Source organism: Pseudomonas sp. SDT291_1_S447 (assembly GCF_054070155.1).
The window spans coordinates 1-19,656 of record NZ_JBSVXS010000100.1; the positions used below are offsets into that span (position 1 = coordinate 1).

The 19,656-nt window shown below is 58.6% G+C and carries 15 protein-coding genes and 1 tRNA gene; 13 read left to right on the plus strand and 3 right to left on the minus strand.

Annotation, left to right across the window (positions count from 1 at the left end; translation table 11 throughout):
• Nucleotides 1-84: 84 nt before the first annotated feature.
• The gene (gene folK, locus ACW9IR_RS23010; RefSeq protein WP_102900133.1) at nucleotides 85-600 is read right to left on the minus strand and encodes a 2-amino-4-hydroxy-6-hydroxymethyldihydropteridine diphosphokinase; all 516 of its coding nucleotides are present in this window, start codon (nucleotides 598-600) and stop codon (nucleotides 85-87) included.
• Entirely contained in the window at nucleotides 591-947 is a 357-nt protein-coding gene (gene folB / locus ACW9IR_RS23015) for a dihydroneopterin aldolase (RefSeq protein WP_102900132.1), read from the minus strand. The genes folK and folB overlap by 10 nt, the downstream gene beginning before the upstream one ends.
• Before the next feature lie 74 nt (nucleotides 948-1,021).
• On the opposite strand from folB, the gene plsY reads away from it, so the two are divergent.
• Nucleotides 1,022-1,591, plus strand: a complete 570-nt coding sequence (gene plsY / locus ACW9IR_RS23020; protein ID WP_038363312.1) for a glycerol-3-phosphate 1-O-acyltransferase PlsY — start codon at nucleotides 1,022-1,024, stop codon at nucleotides 1,589-1,591.
• A 23-nt stretch (nucleotides 1,592-1,614) separates the two neighbouring features.
• Here the strand turns inward: plsY and tsaD are convergent, their stop codons facing one another.
• On the minus strand, nucleotides 1,615-2,640 hold the full coding sequence (gene tsaD, locus ACW9IR_RS23025; RefSeq protein WP_095122603.1) for a tRNA (adenosine(37)-N6)-threonylcarbamoyltransferase complex transferase subunit TsaD: 1,026 nt from the start codon (nucleotides 2,638-2,640) through the stop codon (nucleotides 1,615-1,617).
• Between the two features lie 199 nt (nucleotides 2,641-2,839).
• Here tsaD and rpsU point away from each other — a divergent pair, with 199 nt between their 5' ends.
• The 12 genes from rpsU (at nucleotide 2,840) to pqqB (ending at nucleotide 19,580) form a co-directional block, all read left to right on the plus strand.
• Nucleotides 2,840-3,055, plus strand: coding sequence for a 30S ribosomal protein S21 (gene rpsU / locus ACW9IR_RS23030; protein WP_002551877.1), 216 nt, complete (start codon nucleotides 2,840-2,842; stop codon nucleotides 3,053-3,055).
• Between the two features lie 485 nt (nucleotides 3,056-3,540).
• Nucleotides 3,541-5,505, plus strand: a complete 1,965-nt coding sequence (dnaG, locus tag ACW9IR_RS23035; RefSeq protein ID WP_102900131.1) for a DNA primase — start codon at nucleotides 3,541-3,543, stop codon at nucleotides 5,503-5,505.
• 67 nt (nucleotides 5,506-5,572) lie between these two features.
• A complete protein-coding gene (gene rpoD / locus ACW9IR_RS23040; RefSeq protein WP_102900130.1) occupies nucleotides 5,573-7,417 on the plus strand; it encodes an RNA polymerase sigma factor RpoD in 1,845 nt (614 codons plus the stop codon).
• Between the two features lie 126 nt (nucleotides 7,418-7,543).
• A complete protein-coding gene (locus ACW9IR_RS23045) occupies nucleotides 7,544-11,290 on the plus strand; it encodes a bifunctional diguanylate cyclase/phosphodiesterase (protein ID WP_110720727.1) in 3,747 nt (1,248 codons plus the stop codon).
• Between the two features lie 15 nt (nucleotides 11,291-11,305).
• Nucleotides 11,306-11,382, plus strand: a tRNA-Ile gene (locus tag ACW9IR_RS23050).
• 147 nt (nucleotides 11,383-11,529) lie between these two features.
• Nucleotides 11,530-12,609 carry an acyltransferase family protein gene (locus tag ACW9IR_RS23055; protein WP_110720728.1) on the plus strand — a complete coding sequence of 360 codons (1,080 nt, stop codon included), beginning with the start codon at nucleotides 11,530-11,532 and terminating at the stop codon, nucleotides 12,607-12,609.
• A 120-nt stretch (nucleotides 12,610-12,729) separates the two neighbouring features.
• Nucleotides 12,730-13,191, plus strand: a complete 462-nt coding sequence (locus ACW9IR_RS23060; RefSeq protein ID WP_042561399.1) for an Lrp/AsnC family transcriptional regulator — start codon at nucleotides 12,730-12,732, stop codon at nucleotides 13,189-13,191.
• Between the two features lie 222 nt (nucleotides 13,192-13,413).
• Nucleotides 13,414-15,096 carry a flavin monoamine oxidase family protein gene (locus ACW9IR_RS23065; RefSeq protein ID WP_110720729.1) on the plus strand — a complete coding sequence of 561 codons (1,683 nt, stop codon included), beginning with the start codon at nucleotides 13,414-13,416 and terminating at the stop codon, nucleotides 15,094-15,096.
• Between the two features lie 12 nt (nucleotides 15,097-15,108).
• Complete coding sequence (locus ACW9IR_RS23070) at nucleotides 15,109-15,903, plus strand: carbon-nitrogen hydrolase family protein (RefSeq protein ID WP_457465196.1); 795 nt, start codon at nucleotides 15,109-15,111, stop codon at nucleotides 15,901-15,903.
• 38 nt (nucleotides 15,904-15,941) lie between these two features.
• Nucleotides 15,942-18,356 carry a pyrroloquinoline quinone biosynthesis protein PqqF gene (gene pqqF, locus ACW9IR_RS23075; protein WP_457465197.1) on the plus strand — a complete coding sequence of 805 codons (2,415 nt, stop codon included), beginning with the start codon at nucleotides 15,942-15,944 and terminating at the stop codon, nucleotides 18,354-18,356.
• Nucleotides 18,357-18,512: 156 nt separating this feature from the next.
• Nucleotides 18,513-18,587 carry a pyrroloquinoline quinone precursor peptide PqqA gene (gene pqqA, locus ACW9IR_RS23080; protein ID WP_003422658.1) on the plus strand — a complete coding sequence of 25 codons (75 nt, stop codon included), beginning with the start codon at nucleotides 18,513-18,515 and terminating at the stop codon, nucleotides 18,585-18,587.
• Nucleotides 18,588-18,668: 81 nt separating this feature from the next.
• Nucleotides 18,669-19,580, plus strand: coding sequence for a pyrroloquinoline quinone biosynthesis protein PqqB (gene pqqB / locus ACW9IR_RS23085; RefSeq protein ID WP_093429954.1), 912 nt, complete (start codon nucleotides 18,669-18,671; stop codon nucleotides 19,578-19,580).
• Nucleotides 19,581-19,656 lie beyond the last annotated feature (76 nt).

A 19,656-nucleotide genomic window follows, 5' to 3' on the forward strand; every position in this document is an offset into this window, starting at 1 on the left:
ATCAAAAGATCGCAGCCTGCGGCAGCTCCTACATGGGATTAAGTGTTTTCCTATAGGAGCTGCCGCAGGCTGCGATCTTTTGCTTTAAAGATTCGACGGCGTGAACTGCTGCCCGCGCCACTCGAACGCTACTGGCGCCAATACCTGATCAATCTGCGCCTCAGCCCACAACGTCGCGAAGCTTTTTCCCACACCCGGATGCACGCGATCCGGCGCAATCAGCGACAACGGCCACAGCACAAAAGCATTTTTCAGAATCTCGGCACGCGGCAGAACCAAACCGTCGAAATTCCCCGCCAGATCACCATACAGCAGCACATCGATATCCAGCGGCAAGCCCTTGCGATCCGGCGCGTAACGGCCGTTATCCGCCTCAATGAATTTCAAGCGCCGATCCAGCTCCATCAATGGCAGATCGGTATACGCCGACACCACAAAGTTAAAGAACGGCCCGCTCTTGATCCCCACTGGCGCGCTCTCGAACACCGCCGAACAGCGGATATCCACCAGAAATGTCGCCAAAGCGTCGAGTCCGGCACGCAAATGGGTTTCGCGCTCGATATTGCTACCGAGCCCGAGGTAGACCTGAGTCAGCGACATCCGCGCTCGATCTCCACACCCACACCGCCCTTCGCGGCCGGTACAGCGCCAGGCTTGGTCAACTTCAGACGCACCCATGTGATCTTGAATTCATCCATCAGCACTTCGACCAGACGCTCGGCAAAGGTCTCGACCAACTGAAACTGCGCCTGCTCGGCAAAAGCCTGAATCCGCGTGGAAACGCTAGCGTAGTCGAGCGCCAGGGTCAGGTCGTCACCGGCGGCGGCCGGGCGATTGTCCCAGGCGAAGCTCAGATCAAGTCGCAAGCACTGTCGGATGCCGCGCTCCCAGTCGTAGGCACCGATCACGGTGTCGACTTCCAGGCCCTCGATAAACACTCTGTCCAAGCACTTCTCTCCGCTGCACGACAAGGGCGCAATGCGCCGTTAGAATCAGGGCGTCCTCGCCCGGAATAGTTAGCATGTTTTGGTTACTGGCGACTTTCGCCTACCTGCTCGGCTCGCTGTCCTTCGCCATTTTGCTCAGCCGCCTGACCGGAAATCCGGATCCGCGAATGAGTGGCTCGGGCAATGCCGGTGCCACCAACATGCTGCGCCTGGCCGGTCGCAAACTGGCGATCCTGACCCTGCTGGGTGATCTGTGCAAAGGCCTGGTGCCGGTGCTGATCGCCTCGGCTGTCGGCCTTTCGCTGCAGGATCAGGCGTGGATCGGCGTGTGCGCCGTGATCGGTCACCTGTTCCCGCTGTATTTCCGCTTCCGTGGTGGCAAAGGTGTCGCCACCGCTGCCGGCATGCTGCTGGGCCTGTATCCGCCCGCTGCGCTGTTGGCCGTGTGCGCCTGGCTGCTGACGTTCTACCTGACCCGTACCAGCTCGCTGGCCGCGCTGATTGCCACGCCGCTGACCCTGCCGTTGCTGGCCTGGCAGGAACCGGAGGCGCTGTTGCCAATGAGCGCACTGACCTTGCTGATCGTCTGGCGCCACCGCGGCAATCTACGCGACCTGTTTGCCGGGCGCGAACGGCATTTTTAAATAGCGCCCATGAGCGCCTCTCATCACAACGGCGACAATTGCTCCATTGGCCAGCGCGCCTGCACGCTGATTGCCAGACTTTCCTGCTGACCGGCCTGCAAGCGCTGGCAACCGGCAAACGCGATCATCGCGCCGTTGTCGGTGCAGAACTCGGGACGGGCGTAGAACACATCACCTTTCATATCGCCGAGCATCTTTTCCAGCGAAACGCGCAAGGCCTTGTTGGCACTGACGCCGCCAGCGATCACCAGACGCTTCATGCCGGCCTGTTTCAGGGCACGCTTGCACTTGATGGTCAAAGTCTCCACCACGGCCTGCTGGAACGCCAGCGCGATGTCGCAACGGGCTTGCTCGTTGTCGTCCCCGGCGCTGACGCACTGCTGCCAAGCGTTGAGCGCAGAGGTTTTCAGACCACTGAAGCTGAATTGCAGACCCGGGCGATCGCACATCGGACGCGGAAAGGTGAAACGTCCTGCAACGCCCTTCTCCGCCAACTTGGCAATTTCCGGCCCGCCCGGATAATTCAGGCCCATCATCTTCGCGGTTTTGTCGAATGCTTCGCCCGCAGCGTCGTCGAGTGTCTCGCCGAGCAAGGCGTATTGGCCGATACCATCGACCTGAACCAGCTGCGTATGACCGCCCGAAACCAACAAAGCGACGAACGGGAATTCCGGCGGTTTTGGCTCCAGCATCGGCGCCAGCAAATGCCCTTCCATGTGGTGCACGCCGAGCGCTGGAATGCCCCAGGCAAACGCCAGCGCCTGAGCGCAGGAAGCACCGACCAACAGCGCGCCAACCAGGCCAGGACCCGCGGTATAGGCGATCGCATCGATCTCTGTCGGCACACAGTCAGCCTCGGCCAACACCTGACGAATCAAGGGCAGCATGCGTTTGACGTGATCACGCGAGGCCAGCTCCGGCACTACACCGCCATAGGCCCGGTGCAGGTCGATCTGGCTGAACAGCGCGTCGGCCAGCAGGCCGCGTTCACTGTCATATAATGCGACGCCGGTTTCGTCGCAGGAGGTTTCTAATCCCAGTACTAGCATGGGTTTGCGCCTTGTTTAGGCTGAATTCGAAGGCGCGCATAATAGTCGCCGCGCGATGCCCCGACCAGCGGTTTTCGATCAGAGGCTTTGCATTCCGAGCGATGAGGGGTTAACATCCGCAACCCTTAAAAACCGACGTCTTCAAGTGCTCTTTTGCCGCGAGGATGTTGACCCCGGTAATGAATGAAGGTAGCTCTGGATGCCAGCCGTCAAAGTTAAAGAGAACGAACCCTTCGACGTAGCTCTGCGTCGTTTCAAGCGCTCCTGCGAAAAAGCCGGTGTACTGGCTGAAGTTCGTAGCCGCGAATTTTACGAGAAGCCAACTTCTGAGCGTAAGCGCAAAGCAGCAGCCGCTGTTAAGCGTCACGCCAAGAAAGTTCAGCGCGAACAGCGCCGCGCCGTTCGTCTGTACTAATACACAGACGTTCGTAGCAAGCTTCTTGCCTAAGCCCGGCTCTCAGCCGGGCTAATGGCATTTGCGTAAAACGCTTGATGCTTCACCGTCGAAGCCGCACACGCGACCGAGACAAATCTGCTTCACGCGTCAGACCTGGCTCTTTTGCCAGCGGTGCACGTCTTTTCTGACGAGCCTTTCAAGGCTACTGACGAGCACACCCACTGATTCCTCTTACGACGATCAGCCCAAGGCACCTGCATGCGTGCCCGCTTTATTGAGCTATCCGAGGCCCTTTACCGGCCGCCAGCGGATTCAGCGCAACACTTTCAAATAGTCGAAGGCTGATGAGTACTAACGTCAGTGGATTTTCGGCAGATACACTTCCCGACAGCGATTACGCAGACGACACCGGTCGAGCCGCATATTTTGCGCGCTTCAAACAATGACCCGCGTTCGGCAGCATTTCGCATCGGACTTATTACAGCGCAGACGACGAGTACGCCATGGCCGGGCTGATTCCCCAGAGCTTCATTGACGACCTGCTGAACCGCACCGACATCGTCGACGTGGTCAGTTCGCGCGTGCAATTGAAGAAGGCCGGCAAGAACTACACCGCCTGTTGCCCATTTCACAAAGAGAAAACCCCGTCCTTCAGCGTCAGCCCCGACAAGCAGTTTTATTATTGCTTCGGCTGCGGCGCCGGCGGCAATGCCCTCGGCTTTCTCATGGATCACGACAACCTGGACTTCCCCCAGGCCGTCGAGGATCTGGCCAAAGCCGCCGGCATGGAAATTCCCCGCGAAGAAAGCGGCCGCGAGCGCAAGCCACGGCAACCGACCGATTCGCCGCTCTACCCGCTGCTCACCGCTGCCGCTGACTTCTACAAGCAGGCGCTCAAGAGCCATCCCGCCCGCAAGGCTGCCGTGGATTACCTCAAGGGCCGCGGCCTGACCGGCGAAATCGCCCGCGATTTCGGCCTCGGTTTCGCGCCGCCGGGCTGGGACAACCTGTTCAAACACTTGAGCAGCGACACGCTTCAGCAAAAAGCCATGATCGACGCCGGCCTGCTGATCGAGAACGCCGAAACCGGCAAACGCTATGACCGCTTCCGCGATCGCGTAATGTTCCCGATCCGCGACACGCGTGGGCGGATCATCGCTTTCGGCGGCCGCGTTCTCGGCGACGACAAGCCGAAATACCTGAACTCACCGGAAACCCCGGTCTTCCATAAAGGCCAGGAGCTCTACGGCCTTTATGAAGCGCGCAAGAACAACCGCAACCTCGACGAAATCATTGTCGTCGAAGGGTATATGGACGTCATCGCCCTCGCCCAGCAAGGCCTGAAGAATGCTGTCGCGACACTGGGCACCGCGACCAGCGAAGAACATTTGAAGCGCCTGTTCCGCGTCGTACCGAACGTATTGTTCTGTTTCGACGGTGACCAGGCCGGCCGTAACGCCGCGTGGCGCGCCCTGGAAGCAACGCTATCGAGCCTGCAAGACGGCCGCCGGGCGCGATTTTTGTTTCTGCCCGAAGGCGAAGACCCGGACACTCTAGTGCGCGCCGAAGGCACTGACGCGTTCAAAGCACGGATCAATCAGCATGCTCAACCGCTGGCGGACTATTTTTTCCAGCAACTGACTGAAGAAGCCGATCCGCGCTCGCTCGAAGGCAAGGCGCACATGGCCACCCTCGCGGCCCCGCTGATCGACAAAGTACCGGGCGCCAACCTGCGCATCCTGATGCGTCAACGCCTGACCGAAATTACTGGTCTGAGCAGTGAAACCGTCAGCCAGCTCGCACAAAATGCGCCGCAGGAAGCGCCGCCCGCCTACGATCCGGGCATCGATTACGACGCAATGCCGGACTACAGCGACTACCATCAGCCGCAGGCACAGGACCTGTATGTGCCGCAGCAGGAATGGACGCCAAAGAAACCCGGCGCTGGCGGCAAGAAGTGGGACAAGAAGCCCTGGGACAAGAACGGCAAACGTGGCGGCGATCGTGACCAACAACGCCCACGCACGCCGATCGGCGTCGAATCGCCGACCCTGACCGCCCTGCGCACCTTGCTGCATCACCCGCAATTGGCCGAGCGCGTTGAAGACGCCGGACACATTGCGGACGAAAATCAGACCAACGCCCAGTTGCTTGTGGCGTTGCTCGAAGCCGTACAGAAGAATCCCAAGCTAAACTCATTTCAGTTGATCGCGCGATGGCACGGCACTGAACAGGGTCGCCTGCTCAAGGCACTGGCAGAAAAGGAGTGGCTGATTGACGGAGATAACCTTGAACAACAGTTTTTCGACACCATTACTAGCTTGTCAGCCCGCCAACGCGAGCGAAATCTGGAACAGTTGCTCAGGAAAGCGCGTCAAAGCGAACTGAGCATTGAAGAGAAAAACCAACTGCGCGACCTATTAAGTCGCAATGTTTCCGCATCAAACCCGACCTCAACTGGCGCGTGAGGTCATAGCTCAGGTATAATCCTCGGCTTGTTTTTTGCCCGCCAAGACCTTCAGTGGATAGGGTGTTATGTCCGGAAAAGCGCAACAGCAGTCTCGTATTATTGAGTTGATCAAACTGGGTCGTGAGCAGAAGTATCTGACTTACGCCGAGGTCAACGACCACCTGCCCGAGGATATTTCAGATCCTGAGCAGGTGGAAGACATCATCCGCATGATTAACGACATGGGGATCCCCGTACACGAGAGTGCTCCGGATGCGGACGCCCTTATGTTGGCCGACGCCGATACCGACGAGGCCGCTGCGGAAGAAGCAGCCGCTGCGTTGGCAGCGGTGGAGACCGATATCGGTCGCACCACTGACCCAGTGCGCATGTACATGCGTGAAATGGGTACGGTCGAGCTTCTGACTCGTGAAGGCGAAATCGAAATCGCCAAGCGTATCGAAGAGGGCATCCGTGAAGTGATGAGCGCAATCGCGCACTTCCCTGGCACGGTTGACCACATTCTCTCCGAGTACACCCGCGTCACCACCGAAGGTGGTCGCCTGTCCGACGTCCTGAGCGGTTACATCGACCCGGACGATGGCATTGCGCCGCCTGCCGAAGTGCCGCCGCCTGTCGAAGCGAAAGTGGCGAAAGCCGACGACGACACCGACGACGATGAAGCCGAATCTTCCGATGACGAAGAAGAAGCCGAAAGCGGTCCGGATCCGGTCATCGCTGCCCAGCGCTTTGGCGCCGTGGCTGATCAGATGGAAATCACCCGCAAGGCCCTGAAAAAGCACGGTCGCAGCAACAAGGCAGCGATTGCCGAGTTGCTGGCACTGGCCGAGCTGTTCATGCCGATCAAACTGGTTCCGAAGCAATTCGAAGGCCTGGTCGAGCGTGTTCGCGGTGCCCTGGATCGTCTGCGTCAGCAAGAGCGCGCGATCATGCAACTGTGTGTACGTGATGCACGTATGCCACGCGCCGATTTCCTGCGTCAGTTCCCGAGCAACGAAGTCGACGAAAGCTGGTCCGACGCCCTGGCCAAAGGCAAGAGCAAGTACGCCGAGGCCATTGGTCGTGTGCAGCCGGACATCATTCGTTGCCAGCAGAAACTGATCGCGCTGGAAACCGAAACCGGTCTGACCATCGCAGAAATCAAGGACATCAACCGTCGCATGTCGATCGGTGAGGCCAAGGCCCGCCGCGCGAAGAAAGAGATGGTTGAAGCCAACTTGCGTCTGGTGATCTCGATCGCCAAGAAGTACACCAACCGCGGTCTGCAATTCCTCGATCTGATCCAGGAAGGCAACATCGGCTTGATGAAAGCGGTAGACAAGTTCGAATACCGTCGTGGTTACAAGTTCTCGACTTATGCCACCTGGTGGATCCGTCAGGCGATCACTCGCTCGATCGCCGACCAGGCCCGCACCATCCGTATTCCGGTGCACATGATCGAGACGATCAACAAGCTCAACCGTATTTCCCGGCAGATGTTGCAGGAAATGGGTCGCGAACCGACTCCGGAAGAGCTGGGCGAACGCATGGAAATGCCTGAGGATAAAATCCGCAAGGTATTGAAGATCGCTAAAGAACCGATCTCCATGGAAACGCCGATCGGTGATGACGAAGACTCCCATCTGGGTGACTTCATCGAAGACTCGACCATGCAGTCGCCAATCGATGTCGCCACTGTTGAGAGCCTCAAAGAAGCGACTCGCGAAGTGCTGTCCGGCCTCACTGCCCGTGAAGCCAAAGTACTGCGCATGCGTTTCGGTATCGACATGAACACCGACCACACACTCGAAGAAGTGGGCAAACAGTTTGACGTAACGCGTGAGCGGATCCGTCAGATCGAAGCCAAGGCGCTGCGCAAGCTGCGCCACCCGACGCGAAGCGAGCATCTGCGCTCCTTCCTCGACGAGTGATACCAGAACCCCCGGCCCAGGCCGGGGGTTTTGTTTATATGGCAGATTAAATCCTTCGCAACGCCCCTCCCCCGCATACCCCGTCTACACTCGAAACAATCATCCCCGAGCCATAACGAGAGCGTTATGCCCAGATTGGCGTCCGTGCTTTTTTTGCTGTCACTGATGATCTGGACCGCAACGGCTGACGCGCTGACTCTGACCGATGAAGAACGTAGCTGGCTGGCGGCTCACCCGGACTTGCGCCTGGGTGTCGATGCATCGTGGCCGCCCTTTGAGTTTCGCGACGATCAGAGCCGCTATCAGGGCCTGGCTGCCGACTATATCGATGTGATTCGCCAACGCCTGGCAATCAAGTTGACCCCCATTGAGCCAGTGAGCTGGACGGTGGTGCTGGAGCAGGTCAAATCGGGCAAAATCGATCTTCTCCCCGGCATCATGTCCACCCCTGAGCGCCAGACCTACCTGTCGTTCACCCGCCCTTATCTTGATTTCCCGATTGTCATCCTTGCCCACATCGGCGGCGCGCAACCGCGCAAGCTCGACGACCTGTACGGTTTGAAAATCGCCGTGGTGGAAAACTATGCGCCCCACGAACTGCTGCGCACCCACCACCCCGATCTGAATCTGGTGGCCATGCCCAATGTCAGTTCGGCGCTGCAGGCGTTGGCGACCGACGAAGTGGACGCCGTGGTCGGCGACCTCGCTTCGAGTGTCTGGAGCCTGCGCCAGCTCAAGCTCGACGGCCTGTACGTCAGTGGCGAAACCCCGTATCGCTACCAACTGGCAATGGCCGTGCCCCGCGATAACAAGATGCTGGTGGGGATTCTCGACAAAGTGCTCGCGGACATGAGCCCTGATGAAATCAGCAGCATTCAGGAGCACTGGGTCGGCAACGTCCTTGATCATCGGACATTCTGGTCAGATTTGTTGATCTACGGATTGCCAGGACTGTTGCTGCTGGTGACGATCCTCGCCGTGGTGATCCGCATCAACCGCCGCCTGAGTTCGGAAATCGCCCGACGTATCGACCTCGAACAGGAACTGCGCAGCAGCGAATATCACTATCGTGGCCTGGTCGAGAGTCTGTCGGCCATTGCTTGGGAAGCGCGGATGAGCGACTTCACCTACAGCTACGTGTCACCCCACGCCGAGGACTTGCTCGGCTATCCACAATCGCACTGGCTGATCCCCGGCTTCTGGCACAACATCATTCACCCGGCCGATCTGACCCGTACGCAGAGCTACTGCAAGGAGGCCCTGCGCGAGGGCCGTGATCACATCGTCGACTATCGGGTGATCACCGCCGATGGTCGCTGCTTGTGGGTGCGCGACATCGTCAGCCTGATCGAACATGGTCATGAGCCGGTGATGCGCGGCCTGATGATCGACATCAGCGAAATCAAACACACTGAAGAAGCACTGCAGCTCTCGGAGCAAAAATTCGCTTCGGTTTTCCAGCAATGCCCGGATATTCTGGTGATTGCACGACTGTCCGACGGTTGCCTGCTGGAGGTCAACGAAGCGTTTGAAGAACAGATCGGGCTGAAAGCCGAGGAAGTCCTTGGCCAAACGGCGACCGACCTGAATATCTGGGGCATTCCCGGCGTCGGTCCGGGACTTCTGCAACGTTTGCAGGCGGGCAGTATTCGCAACCTGGAGATGCCCTTTCGCCGCAACAACGGCCAATTGTTCACTGGCCTGATTTCCGCCGAGCCGTTCGATCTGGACACCACGCCAGCCCTGGTGGTCGTTGTACGTGACATCACCCAGCTCAAGGAAACCCAGCAGCAGCTGCAAACCTCCGAAGAGAAATTCGCCAAAGCCTTCCATGCCTCGCCGGATGGTTTGTTGTTATCACGCCAGAGCGATGGCCTGCTATTGGAGGTCAACGAAGGTTTCAGCCGTATCACCGGTTTCAATAGCGCCATGTCGGTGGATCGTTCGGCGCTGGACCTGGGGATATGGGTCAATCTCAACGAGCGCAAACAGATGCTCGACCTGTTGCACCGCGACGGCTTTGTGCGTGACTTCACCTGTCATATTCGCCGCAGTGACGGGCAGATTCGCCTCTGCGAAGTCTCCAGCCGTCCGCTGCCGATCGGTGAAGAAGACTGCATGCTGACCATCGCCCGCGACATCACCGAGCGTCATCTGATGCAGGAAAAACTGCAACAGGCCGCCACCGTGTTCGAAAGCACCGCTGAAGGCGTATTGATCACCGACACCCAACAGCACATCAGTGCGGTCAACCGCGCCTTCACCGAGATTACCGGTTACAGCGAAAGCGAAGCGCTCGGCCATACACCGCGCTTGCTCGCCTCCGGCCTGCATGACAGCGCGTTCTACGCGGCAATGTGGCACCAGTTGACCGACGAAGGTCACTGGCAGGGCGAGATCTCCAACCGGCGCAAGAACGGCGAGTTGTACCCGAGCTGGCTGACCATCAGCGCGGTACGCAATCGCGACAAGTTCATTACTCACTTTGTCGCGGTGTTTGCCGACATCTCCAGTCTCAAGCATGCACAAGCCAAACTCGACTATCAGGCGCACCACGACCCGCTCACCGGCCTGCCAAACCGCACGCTGTTCGAAAACCGCTTGCTGATGGCACTGAACAGTCAGCAGGAAAACGGTGGTCAGGGCGCCGTGCTGTTTCTCGATCTCGACCGCTTCAAACACATCAATGATAGCCTCGGTCACCCGGTCGGCGACCTGCTGCTCAAGGGCATCGCCGTGCGCCTGAAAGAGCAACTGCGCGACATCGATACCGTGGCGCGTCTGGGTGGTGACGAATTCATCATCCTGCTGCCCGGCCTGCAACAGGCCAGCGACGCCGACAACATCGCCACCAAACTGCTCAATTGTTTCGGTGCGCCGTTCCAGGCCGGCGAGCATGAGTTCTTCATCAGCGCCAGCATCGGCACCAGCCTCTATCCGCGGGACGGTTGCGACGTCGCTACGCTGGTAAAAAATGCCGATGCAGCGATGTACCGCTCCAAGGCCAAGGGCCGCAACCGTGTCGAGAGCTATACCCGCGACCTCACCGCCCAGGCCAGCGAGCGCATCGCGCTGGAACACGAACTGCGCCGGGCCATCGAGCGCGATGAACTGCGCCTCTACTACCAACCGAAAATCAGCCTTGACGACCATCGCCTGGTCGGTGCTGAAGCCCTGATCCGCTGGCGTCACCCTACCTTCGGCGACGTACCGCCGGAGCACTTCATTCCGCTGGCCGAAGAAAACGGCATGATCCTGCAGATCGGTGATTGGGTGCTCGAGACCGCGTGCCGGCAAATGTTCGAATGGAATCAGATCTACGACAGCCTCGGCCCGCTGTCGGTGAACCTCGCCGGCGCGCAACTGCGTCAGCCGAATCTGCTCGGGCGCATCGAACAACTGCTCAACGACAACGGCCTGCAGCCGGATTTACTGCAACTGGAAATTACCGAGAATTTCATCATGAGTCAGGCCGAAGAGGCGCTGGCCGTGCTGCACCAGCTCAAACATCTCGGTGTACAACTGGCGATCGACGACTTCGGCACCGGATATTCTTCGCTCAGTTACCTCAAACGCCTGCCGCTGGATATCCTCAAGATCGACCAGTCATTCGTTCGTGGACTGCCCGACGATCCCCACGACGCGGCCATTGTCCGGGCCATTATCGCGCTGGGCCGGAGCATGCAATTCACCGTCATCGCCGAAGGTGTGGAAACCCAGGCGCAACAACAATTTCTCGCCGCCGAAGGCTGCGAACAGATCCAGGGCTACATCGTCAGCCTGCCGTTACCACCAGAAGAATTCGCCGCGACGTTTCTTCGTGTAACCGTATCGGATTATTCGGATAGCACAGCCGAGAAACCGTCGCTATAATCCGCGACCTACTGAGGGCCTATAGCTCAGTTGGTTAGAGCAGAGGACTCATAATCCTTTGGTCCACGGTTCAAGTCCGTGTGGGCCCACCAAACCTGAAAGCCGCGCTAAATGCGCGGCTTTCGTGTTTCTGGCGTTTGAAAGTAGACAGCCAATGCACGCCTTGGCACTTGCGTCCGGGAATCACAATTCCCAAAATGCCAGCACAGGATGTCTGACGGCTTTAGGGATAAATAACCGTGTACAAACTTTCCTCGCTACAAGCTGGCAGGGGGCTGGCGGCGCTTTTTGTCGTAGCGTTTCACTCACTCTTCATCAATGCCAAATATGTGAAAGGTGAAAGCCTTTTACCGAAGCTGTTTGTTTTTGGGCAAACCGGCGTAGACCTGTTTTTTGTCATCAGTGGTTTCGTGATGATTATCGCTTTCCGTAACAAGTTCGGTCTTAAAGGCAAAGTGGCTAACTTTCTCAAAGGGCGATTCTTTCGAATTTATCCGACCTACTGGGTTTATTTTCTCGCCCTCTTCCTTGTTGCTCAGATCAAGCCCGAGCTGGTGAACGGATCTCAAGCTGGATCTGTTGACATGGTGTCATCATTTTTCCTGCTCCCGAGTTCGACGTTACCCTTATTGATGGTCGCCTGGTCACTCATCCACGAAGTCTGGTTTTATCTCGTATTTGCCTTGATCCTGATGCTGCCGGCCAAGCGCATAACGCATGCATTTATGCTGTGGTTAATCACGATTATCGGTGTTTCGTTATTCACGGATACGCCGGGTAATCCCTATCTCCGAGTCATGTTCCATGAGTTCTCTATCGAATTCATTTTCGGCGCCCTGGCTGGAATCGCGTATCTGAAGCTTTCGTCGGCTACCTCGCCGTCCCCTTTTAACATCCCCCTAATGGTATTGACCGGGTTGACTGGACTCGTCTACGCAATTGCCTGGGATGTCGTCGGCGACGCCGATGTCATTCAATCCATATCCCTGGACCGTGCAGTTGCGGTCGGTGGTGGTTACACACTTTTATTGTTGGCATTTGCACTGCAAGAAGCAAAAGGTCGAATGAAGGCATCTGCTCTTCTCAGATCTGTCGGGGACATGTCCTATTCGCTGTACCTGTCGCATGTTCTGACACTCAGCGTTTGCGGGCGCCTATGGGTCATGACAGGGCTCAGCGGTAACAGCGTCTGGCATGCACTATTGTTTTGGGCAGTTTGCTACGCCGCAGTGCTGGCGGTTGCTTACTTCAGTTACCAGTTGATAGAGCGAAAACTGTCAAGTTTCTCGCGCAGCATTCGACTCCCCATGCGCACGTAAAAAGTCGCGTGACGGCGCGGTTTTTCCATGTCTGCGTTTCAGCATCATCGCCTGCAAGCGGTCTACTGACTGAGTCTGTAACATGCACAGGCCAAAGATCCGCGCCAATGGAGCCGCCCCTTGCCAGACATCCGCCCGCCCGTGCTTGATGAAATCGATCGTCAGCTGATCGCCGCCCTGCAGATCAATGCCCGTGAGAGCGTGGCCATGCTCGCCCGGCAATTGGGCATTGCCCGCACCACCGTGACGTCGCGACTGGCGCGCCTGGAAAAAGCCAAAGTGATCACCGGGTATGGCGTGCGCTTGGGTCAACGCGTGGTCGATGGTGGCTTGCAAGCCTACGTCGGGATCAAGGTGCAGCCGCGTTCCGGCAAGGACGTGTTGCGTCGGTTAAGTGCGATGGCCCAAGTGCAGCAGCTGTGTGCGGTGAGTGGCGAGTTTGATTATGTGGCGTGGTTGCGTACGGATTCGCCGGAGCAACTGGATCAGTTGCTGGATCAGATTGGCAGCGTGGACGGGGTGGAGAAGACCACGACGTCGATCATTTTGAGCAGCAAGATTGATCGGGGGCAGCCGGTTTAAGATTTTGATGGGCTTCTCGGGTGAATTTCAGGGCCTCTTCGCGAGCAGGCTCGCTCCCACATTTTGGTCGTTCTGTAGTAGCTGCTCGTCATATTGATTGCTAATTTTGCAAAACGACGACACTTTGCGTCTTATTAACGTGTTCTACGCTCCCTAGAATGGCTGGCATCTTTTCCTATACTCAGACGCGCATCCCGCGTCGGGTCGCCAGCAAGGTCAGCCATGAACAAGAACAATCGCCATCCTGCAGACGGTAAGAAACCGGTCACCATTTTCGGTCCGGACTTTCCGTTCGCCTTCGACGACTGGATCGAACACCCGGCCGGTCTCGGCACTATTCCTGAACATAATCACGGCGCCGAAGTGGCGATTGTCGGCGCGGGTATCGCCGGGCTGGTAGCCGCTTACGAGCTGATGAAGCTCGGCTTGAAACCCGTGGTCTACGAAGCATCGAAACTCGGTGGTCGTCTGCGTTCGCAGGCCTTCAACGGCACTGACGGCATCGTCGCTGAACTGGGTGGCATGCGTTTTCCGGTGTCCTCCACCGCGTTTTATCACTACGTCGACAAGCTCGGCCTGGAAACCAAACCTTTCCCGAACCCGCTGACGCCGGCCTCCGGCAGCACCGTGATCGACCTGGAAGGCAAAACCCATTACGCACAGAAACTGGCGGATCTTCCCGCACTGTTTCAAGAAGTGGCTGACGCCTGGGCGGACGCACTGGAGGCCGGCTCGCAGTTCGCCGATATCCAGCAAGCCATTCGCGACCGTGATGTGCCACGCCTTAAAGAGCTGTGGAATACCCTGGTGCCGCTGTGGGATGACCGCACCTTCTACGACTTCGTCGCCACCTCGGAAGCCTTCGCCAAACTGTCGTTCCATCACCGCGAAGTGTTCGGTCAGGTCGGATTCGGCACCGGCGGCTGGGACTCGGATTTCCCCAACTCGATGCTGGAAATCTTCCGCGTGGTGATGACCAACTGCGACGATCACCAGCACCTGGTGGTCGGCGGCGTCGAGCAAGTGCCGCAAGGCATCTGGCGACATGTGCCGGAGCGCTGCGTGCACTGGCCCGAAGGCACCAGCCTGAAATCCCTGCACCGTGGTGCGCCGCGCTCCGGCGTGAAGAAAATTGCCCACGCGGCGGATGGTCGTTTCGCGGTCACCGACAACAACGGCGACACCCGCGAATACGCCGCCGTGCTGACTACCTGCCAGAGCTGGTTGCTGACCACCCAGATCGAATGCGACGAAAGCCTGTTCTCGCAGAAGATGTGGATGGCGCTGGATCGCACCCGCTACATGCAGTCGTCGAAGACTTTTGTGATGGTCGACCGGCCGTTCTGGAAGGACAAGGACCCGGAAACCGGTCGCGACCTGATGAGCATGACCCTCACCGATCGCCTGACCCGTGGCACCTATCTGTTCGACAACGGCGACGACAAGCCAGGCGTGATCTGCCTGTCGTACTCGTGGATGAGCGACGCGTTGAAAATGCTTCCGCACCCTGTGGAAAAACGCGTTGAGCTGGCGTTGAACGCGTTGAAAAAGATCTATCCGAAAGTCGACATCGCCGCGCGGATCATCGGCGACCCGATCACCGTGTCGTGGGAAGCCGACCCGTACTTCCTCGGCGCCTTCAAAGGTGCACTGCCGGGCCACTATCGCTACAACCAGCGCATGTATGCGCACTTCATGCAGGACGAGATGCCAGCCGAGCAGCGCGGAATTTTCATCGCCGGCGACGACGTATCGTGGACACCGGCGTGGGTCGAAGGCGCAGTGCAAACCTCGCTCAACGCGGTGTGGGGGATCATGAAGCATTTCGGTGGATCGACACATAAAGCGAACCCGGGCCCCGGTGATGTGTTCAAAGACATCGGCCCTATCGCCCTGCCCGAGTAAGAGGAATCCCTGATGCGTGTAGCCCTTTACCAATGTCCGCCGCTGCCTCTGGACCCCGCCGCCAACCTGCAACGCCTGCATCAACTGGCGATGGAGGCCAAGGGCGCCGACCTGTTGGTGCTGCCGGAGATGTTCATGACCGGCTACAACATCGGCGCCGAAGCGGTCAGCACCTTGGCCGAGGTCCACAACGGTGAATGGGCGCAGCAGATCGGGCGAATCGCCAAGGCTGCCGGTCTGGCGATTGTTTATGGCTATCCGGAGCGCACCGCCGACGGACAGATCTACAACGCCGTGCAATTGATCGATTCGAGCGGTGAGCGCCTGTGCAATTACCGCAAAACGCATCTGTTCGGTGATCTGGATCGCTCGATGTTCAGCCCGGGTGAGGATGATTTTCCCATCGTCGAACTCAACGGCTGGAAGCTCGGTTTCCTGATCTGTTACGACCTCGAGTTTCCGGAAAACACCCGCCGTCTGGCACTCGCCGGCGCCGAGCTGATTCTGGTGCCAACGGCGAACATGATTCCGTTCGATTTCGTCGCTGACGTCACCGTGCGTTCCCGCGCTTTCGAAAACCAGTGCTACGTGGCCTACGCCAACTATTGCGGCAGCGAAGGCGAGATCCACTATTGCGGGCAAAGCAGCATCGCCGCACCGGACGGCAGCCGCATCGCCCAGGCCGGTCTCGACGAAGCGCTGATCGTTGGCGAACTGGATCGGCAGTCGATGCTCGACTCGCGCGCGGCCAATCGCTACCTCAGCGACCGCCGTCCGGAGCTTTACGCCGCGCTGAATCAGCGCTAATCCGCTAGCATTGGCACTTCACTGTTCTGGAAGTGCCCATGCCTGCGCCGACTCACCCCCGTCCCCACACCGAAACCCTGGCCAATGGCTTGCGCGTGACCCTGCGTCATGTGTCCGGCCTGAAGCGCAGCGCCGCTGCACTACGAGTGGCCGCCGGTAGCCATGACGTGCCATTGGCATGGCCGGGGCTGGCGCATTTTCTCGAGCATTTGCTGTTTCTCGGCACCGAGCGTTTTCCTGCGGGTGAAGGACTGATGGCCTACGTGCAAGGCCATGGCGGGCAAGTGAATGCCAGCACGCGAGAACGTACCACCGACTTTTTCTTTGAGCTGCCGACACAAGCGTTCAGCGCTGGATTGGAGCGTCTGTCAGACATGCTCGCCAATCCGCGTATGAATCTGGACGATCAGTTGCGGGAACGGGAAGTGTTGCAGGCGGAGTTTGTCGCCTGGTCGCAGGATCCTGCGGCTCAGCAGCAGTTTGCGTTGTATCAAGGTTTACCGGCAGAGCATCCGTTGCGCGGGTTTCATGCGGGGAATCGGGACAGTCTCAGAGTGGAGGATCCGGCGTTTCAGCAGGCGTTGAACGATTTCCACCAACAGTTTTATCAGACCGGGCAAATGACCTTGAGTCTGGCGGGGCCGCAAAGTCTTGAAGAACTAAAAGCGCTGGCTGAGCATTTCGCGTCTATGTTGCCGGTTGGGGATAAAGTTGCGCAGGTCATGCCCCTGCCGCTGGCGGTGAAAAGTTATCAACAGGTCGGCAAACAGCGCGGCAACCTGATGTTCGCCTTCGATACCGTGCCTGAATCGTCCGGCGAGGCTTTGGCGTTTCTCTGCCATTGGTTGAACAGCGGCAAACCCGGCGGATTGCTGGCGCATTTGCAGCAGCAGAATCTCGCCGATGGTTTGAACGCAGTGCCGGTTTATCACTTTGCCGGACAAGCGTTACTGCATCTGGAATTCACTGCTCCATCCGAATCGTTGACGGCCATTCGCGAACATCTGTGCGATTGGCTGAGTTTCTTTGCCCAGCAGGATTGGGCGCCACTGCGCGAGGAATACGCCGCCCTACTACAACGTCAGCAGCAGGTCAGTGGTCCGCTGCAACTGGCGCGGCTCGACAGTGAGCCATTGGAAAACCGCCTGACCGATTCCGGCGTTGCAGCCCTCAGGCAGATCCTCGGCGACATCGGCACTGTGGATAACTTCAGCGAGCACTGGCACCTGCCCGCTGCCAATCCATTCCTGCGCGCCAGCGAACCTCTGGCCAATGCCGGGCTGATTCGCGGCCAGACCAGCGCCCACCGTGGCCTGCGCACGTTTGCTCAGGATCGCTCACGCGGGCGCCGCGAACGCTCGCCGATGCAGTTCAGCCAGGCATTGACGGACAGCGGCGATGAAGGCGCGATCTACCTGCGTTGGTACATGGAAGCTGCAGCCACCGCTGATCTGCACTCAAGATTGCAACGCAGTCTTCGGCAAACGCAGCAGGATGCGCGCGAAGCCGGGGTGGAGTTGTCTTTCAACGCCAGCGGTACGCAATGGCTCCTGAAGCTCACCGGTTTTCAGGAATCGATGCCCAGCATCCTTGAGCACGCGCTGAAAAATCTGACGCAAGTTGACGCGAATTCCCCACGTAGTGAGTCGGAAACGCCGCTGATCCCCATTCGCCAGCTGCTTAAGGCGTTGCCGGAACATGTTCTGCAATCTGCCAAAACCGGCGACGACGCCAAACACCTGTGGACAACTTCGCGCTGGGACGGCCTCGCCTTGGGTCTGAATCAACAGACACAGTCAGCCATGGGCCTGGCCCTTAGCCGCATTCCCGGGATCCCGGACAATCAGTTGCCAGCAGTTGAGGCGATCGCAGTGCAAAAACACTGGAGCCACATCGATACCGCATCCAGCGAACACGCCTTGCTGCTGTGCTGCCCGACCGCCAATCGTGACATCGCCGAGGAAGCCGCATGGCGCCTGCTCGCGCAGCTTTGCCAGACACCGTTCTATCAGCGTTTGCGAGTCGAGTTGCAATTGGGCTACGCGGTATTCAGTGCGCTGCGCCAGATCCAGGGTCAAACGAGCCTCCTGTTCGGTGTGCAATCGCCAAATGTCAAACCTGCGGAGTTGCTCGAGCACATTCAACAGTTTCTCAACGGCATTCCCGCGCTGATCGAACAGCTTGATGACGTCGGCCTCAGCCAACACCGGCAAAAGCTCGCCGATCAATTCGACGACGCCACCCTGGCCGGCAAAGAGGCGGCCGAATTGCTCTGGCAGGCCAAGCTCGCTGGCCACTCGTCGGATTATCTTGAGCAACTGATCGCTGCCATCGGCCTACTGGATCGCCAGACACTGCTCAGCGCTGCACAGCGCTTGATCAACGCAGAAGGTGGCTGGCTCTGCCTCGCCAGCGATCCAGTGCCGCAAACCCCATGGCAAGCGGGAAATTGATCATTACCTAGGCTGCAAGGAGCTTTCTCAAAGATTCACGGGCAAACCCGGTGAAATTTTGAGTAACATAGCAGCCTAACTATTTGGAACATCTCTGCGCTGCCGTGGACTATAACTATGGACAGCGCTATCCCACCCACCCTGAGGAGACACACCATGTCCTGGACAAAACCTGCTTACACCGACCTGCGTATCGGCTTCGAAGTCACCATGTACTTCGCCAGCCGCTGAGTTCTGCTTACGTAGAATTGCAGTGCAACGCCTCGGCTCGCCGGGGCGTTTTATTTTCCGCGTTGAAATGATGGAGTGTTCATGTTCGTCCAGATTCTGGGTTCGGCCGCCGGCGGCGGTTTTCCGCAGTGGAACTGCAACTGCGTCAATTGCGCAGGCTTTCGCGACGGCAGCCTGAATGCCAAGGCCCGCACCCAATCGTCCATCGCGATCTCCGATGACGGCGTGAACTGGGTGCTGTGCAACGCCTCGCCAGATATCCGCGCGCAGCTGCAAAGCTTCGCCCCGATGCAACCGGGCCGCGCCCTGCGTGACACCGGCATCAGCGCGATCATCCTGATGGACAGCCAGATCGACCACACCACCGGCCTGCTCAGCCTGCGCGAAGGCTGCCCGCATCAGGTCTGGTGCACGGACATGGTTCATGAAGATCTGAGCACCGGGTTCCCGCTGTTCAAGATGCTCACGCACTGGAATGGCGGGCTGGACTGGAACCGCATCGAACTCGACCAGAGTTTCACCGTGGCGGCGTGCCCGAACCTGCGTTTCACCCCGCTGCCATTGCGCAGCGCCGCGCCACCGTACTCGCCGCACCGCTTCGATCCGCACCCGGGCGACAACATTGGTTTGATCGTGGAAGACCTGAACACCGGCGGCAAATTGTTCTATGCGCCGGGGCTGGGCAAGGTCGATGCACCGCTGCTGGAGATCATGGCGAGCAGCGATTGCCTACTGGTCGACGGCACGATGTGGGACGACGATGAAATGCAGCGCCGCGGCGTCGGCACCCGTACCGGTCGCGAGATGGGTCACCTGGCACAGAACGGGCCTGGCGGCATGCTCGAAGTGCTGGAGCAGTTGCCTGAGCAGCGCAAGGTGCTTATCCATATCAACAACACCAACCCGATTCTCGATGAAGATTCGCCGGAGCGTGCCGAACTGGCGCGGCGTAATGTTGAAGTGGCGTTCGATGGCATGAGTATTGTGTTGTAAGCCGTAGATACCGATGCGCGGCCCTTCGCGAGCAGGCTCGCTCCCACATTTGGAATGCGATCACCTTTGGGGAGCG